We start from the raw sequence: 7,857 nt of genomic DNA, 5'->3' as shown, positions 1-7,857 counted from the left end.
GAGGTAGATATCCAAAAATCAAAACCAGCTTAAATCAAGTAATGGTGCCATAGCCAATCTTTAAAAATGGTCATTCCATTTTAGGGAGGGTGCTTTTTTGTGTCAAAATCAGCATCAAAACCCATTTTCGTATAAAAGAGCCTTAAAAAAAGACATTCCATGATCTTGGGATGTCTTAATCTTATTCTACAATTGCGTCTGTTACTTGAATAAGGCTTGAACCTTTAAAGCAACTTCTTTAGGTTTAACATCAATAGATGATAATTTATGTAAATCAATCCATGTAGGCAAATATGTTCCTCTACCACTATTTTCGCCGATGTACTCTTCACCTTGTCCAGTTCCAAATTCTCCATTAATTATTTCAGATAGGAAAAAGTATTGAGTTCCGTTGTATTCAACCTCTGCAATACAATCATTCACCTTAACTTCTACTCCCAACTCTTCTAATGCTTCTCTTTTGGCTCCATCTTCTGGTGTTTCTCCTTTTTCTATTCCTCCACCTGGAAAAACATAATATACATTTCCCTCTCTAATTCTTCTAATTAGTCCAATCCTTTTACTTTCTATGATTACTACTGAAGATCTATCTCGCAATACCGTTTCCTCCACATCAACATAGTTTTATTAATGAATTCTGCCCTTAACTTAATACAAATTATTTCAAACTAACCTGATTTGCACAATCCCTTATTCAATTATCTGGCCTTTAATGGAGTAACAATGTAATTCAATCCCACTTGATAACACAGCCTTAGACTACCACTATATAGATGAAGTTGAATTTACTTAACATTGCTCTTTTCGCATACTTTGTTGCTGTAGCATACAAAAAAGGATGGAAACACTCTTTTCTTTCCTCCTTTCGAGTTAAAAATGATGCGAAAAGATGCCCGAAGTCATCCTTCATCACGAATTGAGGGCTAATTCGAAAAGCCATAATTTTTGCGAAAACAGCGTTTCATAATCTTTGTGGCTATAGTAGTTAGAAATGGGTGAATTCACTCGTGCTTATCTTTTATCTAGATAATAAATGATACGAAACCAGATGATTTAACACTTATTCCCCGAGATGAAAATACGATTTTAGCATTTTCACAAGCTTACTACCTTTTTTATTTTGGTTGTATTTTGAAGAGTTGATTGGGGCGGTAAACGAGCGTTCTGTAGCAGTAATCAACAGCTTGTTTAAAATAGGTTATTTTTTATAGAAACTCCACCTTCTACCATATGAAAAAACATTTTAATTCTCAATAATGTTTATAGGCTGATTTTTCTTCGATAAGCTAAATAATTTAACGATGCCAAAATAGACTAGCTCGAAAAGCAACAAACTTTGCTTAATCAGCCCTCAACATAAAAGAAGCCAAGAACCTAGTACGTAAAGGTTTTTGCTTCTTTTATACTATTCTCCTTCTATAGTGAAATCACAATCGATTTTTCGGTTCCATCTGGAAAGATTCGATTTTCTTCTACCCCAGCCTCTGCCTTTGTATACACGATAAATGACTGAACTTTATTGTTATCCCATTCAACAAAAACAATCTTTTCAACTTCTCCCGAATAGACGGCTTCTAAATCCACCGTATCCCTTCCGTCACTTTTGAACGAATAATCTGTTGATGTAATATCAAAACGCCAATTTGAGTTCAAGGATTTTCCGTACACTTCCTCGTAAGAATCCCCTAGTACCTTAACGACTTCTCTTTGATTCATTCCAAGTTCAATCACATTTTTTTCTTCAGTTTTTTCTAGATTGCTAGATTCACTTGTAACGGCTGAAGCTGTATATGTATGTGTAAAAACACTGAATAAGACTAATAGGATAATGGCTGCCTTACCTGTGAATGTTTTCATTGTTTTTCCCCCTTTAGTATTTATCTATTACTATTAGAATATCCCTAACTATGGATAAACAAACCTAAATTCTAATTGTATTTTTATCCAAATAAAAAACCCCAGTACAGGCGAGGCCACTGAAAAAGTGTATTATTAGAGAAAAAAAGCCAAGGACCTACTATATATAGGTTCTTGGCTTGTTTTATCTTCTGTATTTCGACGGAAAGCATTAGCTCATCTAAAAGTATTTATTTTTTCAGTGGCCTCGTACAGGCTGAGATTTTTTTATTTGGCAAGAGAGTGCTTAAACGCATATATGACAGCCTGAGTACGATCCTGAACGCCTAACTTACTTAATAAATTACTTACATGAGTTTTTACGGTTTTATGTGCAATAAAGAGTTCATCAGCAATTTCATGATTCGTTTTTCCTTCCGATATTAATAGTAAGATTTCCATTTCACGATTCGTCAACTCTTCATGAGGTAAAATAGGGTTGCCGGACCTCATTCTTGTCATCATTTTTCCAGTGACTTCTGGCTCGAGCACCGTTTGTCCACTATAAGTTTTGCGAACAGCATTCGCGATTTCACTCGCCTTAGAAGTTTTAAGCATATAGCTCGTTGCTCCCGCTTCAAGAGCAGGATAGACTTTTTCATCATCGATAAAGCTCGTTACGATGATAATTTTCGCATCTGGCCATCGCTTAATAATTTCCTTTGTGGACTCAATCCCGTCCATTTCCTTCATAACTAAATCCATTAAGATAATATCTGGTCTCAGCTCTAAGGCGAGATCGATAGCCGTCAAACCATTATCCGCTTCCCCCACTACTTCGATATCCGGTTGAGACGACAAGTAGGACGATACCCCAATTCGTACCATTTCATGATCATCGACGAATACTACTCTAATCATTTTCTTCTCCTCCATTGGTCAGTTTTGGAATTCTTACTTCTAACTTGGTTCCCTGGTTGAGAAGACTAATGATCTTCAAGGATCCTCCTAATTCAACCGCTCGTTCTTTCATCGTATGTAATCCATAGGAACCAGCTTTCGTTTCTTCTACATCGAAGCCAACCCCATCATCTTCCACTCGTAGAATATGCATATCATTTCGTTCAATGAGCAAAACATTTAGTGAAGTAGCTTTCGCGTGACGAAGGGTATTGGATACGGATTCTTGGAGAATCCGGAATAAGTGATCTTCAATCCCCTTATCTAACTTCATTTCTTCCACCTTCCATGTAATGGCTAGCGGAACTTTTTGGATGAGTTCCATCAGAAGCTCTTCCACACCTGCTTTTAACGTTTTTCCTTTTAAGGCAACAGGTCGTAAATGAAGCAGAAGTGCTCGCATTTCTAGTTGAGCTTGCTGAATCATTTTTTCGACCATACTTAGTTGTTTTGAATCCTTACGATCAGTTGTTTCAGTTATAGCAGACATAAGCATTGATGCTGCAAACAGTTGTTGACTCACCGAATCATGAAGTTCTCTTGCCAGACGATTTCGTTCTTGCGATACGAGTTGTTGTACTTGTTTTGCTTGATCCTCTGCCTTTTCATTTGCGAGCTTTTGCGCTTGTTTTCTTTGTTCTGTGATTTGTTTGTCGATCGCCAACAGTCGGTGAGATATGTTATCTAATTCCTTCGTTCCTATTGACATAGCATTTACATGTACTCCTTGTTGGAGTTGCTTAATCGACGATTCAATTTGTTGCCATTTTTTTCGCCAATATAAGCCCGAGACCATACCGAAAAGTGAGCCGATCACTAATAGCATTACGGGTAAAGCGAGCAAAAAAGGGATATCCAAAATGGTTTTTTCTAAAAGTTCCGTCCAAGTAGGGAGCGGAAATGCAAAAAAAGCAACAACAATAAGAAATATGCCGACTACAAATGACACAACAATCATGAAAAGAGTATGACGCTGAAGCAAACTCATATTCTTTTCACCTCTATATCACCTATCCCTAATGAAGTCATAATTTTCACTTTAGAAGTGGCTTCTTGGTAGGAGGCTGTTTTATATCGAAAGACTTTATTGAAATTGGTTTTTTCTTCCACTCCGAAAATATTCGTTGCACCCGCAATCACAGAGTGCTGCAAACTCACTTCTACTTCGTACGGAATGAATATCTTCACATTTCCAATAAAGTGACGAAGAAAAATAACAGCTTCGCCTTTAGGTAAAACGGTATAGCTCAAATCGACCACAGTATCTCCAATGCCACCTTGAACATTGATATCATTCCATTCATACACATGCTCAGTTGTTTCTTGAGAACCGATCCATTTATTTTGAAATAGCGGTTGAGAACGAATGATTTCATCACGCTTTACACCTTCATCTAATTGAACTTCAGGCTTGATGAGGTGCGGGATTTCTTTGGACTGAGCATATCTGACAATCACATACACTAGTATCGCCATAAGCCAGAACTTAAAGGCCATCGTATTCAAAATAGTAATGATAAAACTAATTAAACCGAACCAAAATAATACTTTTCCAAAAGTAGATTTGAAGTTTTTCCGACCATAGTAAATGCATCCGATATTAATAAGCAATAAGAAAAATGGTCCTCCATCATTAAAGGATATTTCAAGTAAGAGTAAAATGATGCCGACTAACACTGTCCAGCTTATAAAATCAGCTTTTATATTCACATGGAGACCTCCTATTTCTGTAGTTGCTTTGCAAATATCCTCATCACATTCTATACATTTGTCTTCCTTACAATTCATTTCTCTTTAAATAAGGCTGTTTTCGCAAAGATTGTTGCTTTGGAACCAGTCAATATACTGTTAGATAGTTTTGCTTCGGATGTTATTTGTCTATTTTTGATGAATATAAACAACAGAATCAAGGATTGAATCTAACATTAGGTGAAATCGCAACAATATATACGAAAAAAGCCTTTAGTAACTAACTAAGAACAGTAAGAGTTAGAGAATAAAGTCAATGGGATAAAAAGGCGCAGAAGCACTACGCCTTTTTAGAATACCACTTTTTGTTCAATAAGAGTTCGTAAAATTGTAAGAAACGCTACTCAAAATTTTATCTATCTTCTTTAATGCATTTTTAAGTATTTAAGAAGAAACAGATTCTGACTCTTTCGTTTGTAGGTCTTTTTCTAGCTTAGCAATTTTCGCATCGATTGTATGACGATGGAAAGAACTATTGACATGATGCTCAAGCTTTTCTAAGTAATTTTCCATTTCCTCATAGCGTGGAATCGCATGCTTTTCCAGCTTGTTCTCATCGAGCATTTGATTCATTTTGTAATGAGCTCTTGTAATATTTTCTTTTCCCATTAGTTCCATACGTTTTATATGCATGTCTTTCAATTTATGCTTCATTTCTTCGTACTTTCGCTCAAGCTCATCTAGCTGCTGAGATGCATTAGCACAAGAAGCCTCTAAACGTTGAGAACGCTCTTGATACACAAGATATTCCCGCTGAGCAAATTCATGCAACTCTTGTTCTCCTGCCTTTTCAGCAATTTCCGCTTGATGTTGTCTTTTCGTAGCCAATGATTGAGCTTCTTGTAGCTCCTTCATAAACTCTTGTTTTAAAAGATACTGTCTTTCCACAAGCTTTCTTGTTTTTTCTACTTCTTTTTCACAATCACGTAAGTATTGATTTAATAGCGCGATCGGGTTATTTTGTTCTTTTTGATCAAGAATTTCATTTAAATCCGCTTCTACAGTGTGACGAATTCGTTTGAATAAGTTTGCCATGGTCACTCTCTCCTTTTAGTGGTTTTGTTTTAACTTTGCCCATTCTTTTTCAAAACTAGTGAATGGATCCGCCTCTTCTCGAACAACTTTTTCTTTAGTTTGATTCCACTTTTTATACACAATATATAAAATGTAGATTGCAGCCACACCTAATATTGCTGGTGCACTAGCTGCGGTCATACTTAAAGCAATTAATCCAACGACTGCCCAGAAAACTTTAGCTCCTGTGGACTCCGTTTTCATAAACTCTTTAAACGAGAAGTACAGAATCACCAAACTAATTGCTAATCCGATCATAGGTCCGATATTGGCAATCAACACAATCCCTGCTACTATCCCAAGAACAGCTAAACCAAATTTCTTCATCTCTGCTTCCTCCTTTCGTTATCTTATTTACATCTTACCTCCAATCCCAAAATCCCATAACGACCCCAAGATAGAAAAACAACTAAGACCAGAGAAGTATTTAGAAAAGCGAAAGTGGCTGTCCTGCGGCGGCAGGCAAATGAGAAACTCGGAGGTGATGCCTGCATCACTGGAGGGTTATTCATTTGACCCGAGCCTCAGAGCCACTGCAGCTAGATCAAGAAATGCGAAAGTGGCTGTAGATTTGAAATAAAGTCACAATGTTTATAAAGAAGATGCGATTTTTTGAATAAAGTCGCGATGCTTATAAAAAAGATACGACGTTTTACCCTTTCGATATATATCCAAAGGGATTTTTATAATTAGAGATAGAAAATCTGAACGACAATATAGTTATTCAAGAATAGGGCCATTTAAATTGAAAACTGAAGGACTACATCGATGAGTCGAATGAGGAAGTAACGCTTAGTTCAACCTTGTAAGCTGATAACGTGGCGAAATAGCCACTAGATGGGGGAAAAGCTGACGATAACCTCAAAAGCTTTCCTATTACTATAGTAAAGAAAATCGATAATATGCTAAACTTAAAGGATACTGTGAAGAGGTGTACATTAAATAACAACTTAGGTTTGTTCAACAAGGACACTTTAAGAGGGATAGTAGTCATTTTATAATAAACACAACATTAATTTTTTTGGATCTGAGGTTACTGTATGCGTAAAAACAAAATTATTGAAGATGTGTTCAATATCATTTATTTTTCCTTGTTCATTCTGCTAGTAATAATTTTCTTTGATGGAGATAATTCAAATGATCAATTGGTACTTACGATTTTAATGGTTCTTATAATAGTGTATTCTTTTTATTACAGGCGCACACCTTTCAAAAAAGGTGAGAGCAAGAATTTTGACAATTGGCTAATTTATAGACTTCTTGCTTTCATACTATTAGTGTTCCAAGGGATTAGATACTTTACATGAGTTTCTGTTTGTTCAGCGATCGAGCGCGATTGTCGAAGATCATAAATGAAAGTGATCGATCTTTTTTACAAAAACCAATAATTAATTTTCTGGTGAAGAAGCCATTTTGATCAATTTTTTTCAAAATGGCTTCTTTTTGTTAGTGAAAATATTAAGTTTTGTAACATGTTTTTGAACAAACTTTATTCCAAACCAACAGTGGCTCGTCGCTCGTCCTGAGGCGGCTGACAAATGCCCGAGTCCCTAGCCACTAAGACGTGCCTTAAAAAGCACCGATGAAAATAAATGCTCAATTTAAATCATCACGTTTCTCCGATAAATACACTTTTAAAAATACCCTCCTCCCAATAGTCTCATATAGTAATAAGATAGTTAAAAATAAGGAGTGATTTCATGAAATACCCTATTTCAAGAGATTATATTTCTGTTGGTAATTCTCGTCCTGGAACCCGGCTAGGAAAGGTTCTTTTTATTGTCAGTCATGATACTGGAAATCCTGGATCTACCGCTTATGTTAATCGAAACTACTTTCAAAACGTTCAACCAAATGCTTCGGCACATACCTTTATCGATGATCAGATTATTTTAGAAATAATCCCTATTTCTGAAAAAGCTTGGCATGTTCGCTATGATGTTTCTACAGATAATAGGCTTTACGGTGCAGAGGCAAATGATCATGCCATCGGGATTGAACTATGCTGGGGAGGTAGCATCAATTTTAGGGAAGCTTATAATCGCTATGTTTGGTATCACGCCTATTTAGCTGATAAGTTCCATTTAGATCCAAATAAAGATATTGTCTCACATAGTACTCTAGATCCTGCGAGAAGGTCTGACCCCCAAAATGCACTAAATCGCAAGGGGATTTCTTGGTCGCAGTTTGTTTCAGACGTCAAAAAAGCTACTCAAACCTATTTTCCTAAGTCCACAA

The 7,857-nt window shown here is 36.3% G+C and carries 7 protein-coding genes and 1 pseudogene; 1 reads left to right on the top strand and 7 read right to left on the bottom strand.

Translation table 11 applies throughout. The features are described from left to right. Positions 1-201: 201 nt before the first annotated feature. The 7 genes from U8D43_RS18995 to U8D43_RS18965 form a co-directional block, all read right to left on the bottom strand. Positions 202-597 (bottom strand): NUDIX hydrolase, encoded by a 396-nt coding sequence (locus tag U8D43_RS18995; RefSeq protein ID WP_335872740.1) that lies wholly within the window; start codon positions 595-597, stop codon positions 202-204. A gap of 819 nt (positions 598-1,416) precedes the next feature. Next, positions 1,417-1,857: a hypothetical protein gene (locus U8D43_RS18990; RefSeq protein ID WP_335872739.1), complete on the bottom strand. Its 441-nt coding sequence runs from the start codon at positions 1,855-1,857 to the stop codon at positions 1,417-1,419. A 267-nt stretch (positions 1,858-2,124) separates the two neighbouring features. Beyond that, a complete protein-coding gene (locus U8D43_RS18985) occupies positions 2,125-2,757 on the bottom strand; it encodes a response regulator transcription factor (RefSeq protein WP_335872738.1) in 633 nt (210 codons plus the stop codon). Further along, complete coding sequence (locus tag U8D43_RS18980) at positions 2,750-3,784, bottom strand: histidine kinase (RefSeq protein ID WP_335872737.1); 1,035 nt, start codon at positions 3,782-3,784, stop codon at positions 2,750-2,752. The genes U8D43_RS18985 and U8D43_RS18980 overlap by 8 nt, the downstream gene beginning before the upstream one ends. Next, a complete protein-coding gene (liaF, locus tag U8D43_RS18975) occupies positions 3,781-4,506 on the bottom strand; it encodes a cell wall-active antibiotics response protein LiaF (RefSeq protein ID WP_335872736.1) in 726 nt (241 codons plus the stop codon). The genes U8D43_RS18980 and liaF overlap by 4 nt, the downstream gene beginning before the upstream one ends. Positions 4,507-4,929: 423 nt before the next feature. Continuing rightward, positions 4,930-5,580, bottom strand: a complete 651-nt coding sequence (locus tag U8D43_RS18970) for a PspA/IM30 family protein (protein ID WP_335872735.1) — start codon at positions 5,578-5,580, stop codon at positions 4,930-4,932. A gap of 15 nt (positions 5,581-5,595) precedes the next feature. Next, positions 5,596-5,946: a lmo0954 family membrane protein gene (locus tag U8D43_RS18965; RefSeq protein ID WP_335872734.1), complete on the bottom strand. Its 351-nt coding sequence runs from the start codon at positions 5,944-5,946 to the stop codon at positions 5,596-5,598. A gap of 1,373 nt (positions 5,947-7,319) precedes the next feature. On the opposite strand from U8D43_RS18965, the pseudogene U8D43_RS18960 reads away from it, so the two are divergent. Then, a pseudogene (locus U8D43_RS18960) lies at positions 7,320-7,820 on the top strand (peptidoglycan recognition protein family protein); the annotation flags it as partial. Positions 7,821-7,857 lie beyond the last annotated feature (37 nt).

Origin of the sequence: Bacillus sp. 2205SS5-2 (assembly GCF_037024155.1) — a bacterium.
Lineage (GTDB): Bacteria > Bacillota > Bacilli > Bacillales > Bacillaceae_K > Bacillus_CI.
The sequence above is the reverse complement of the archived record's forward strand: the minus strand, read 5'-3'. Positions and strand labels throughout refer to the sequence as shown.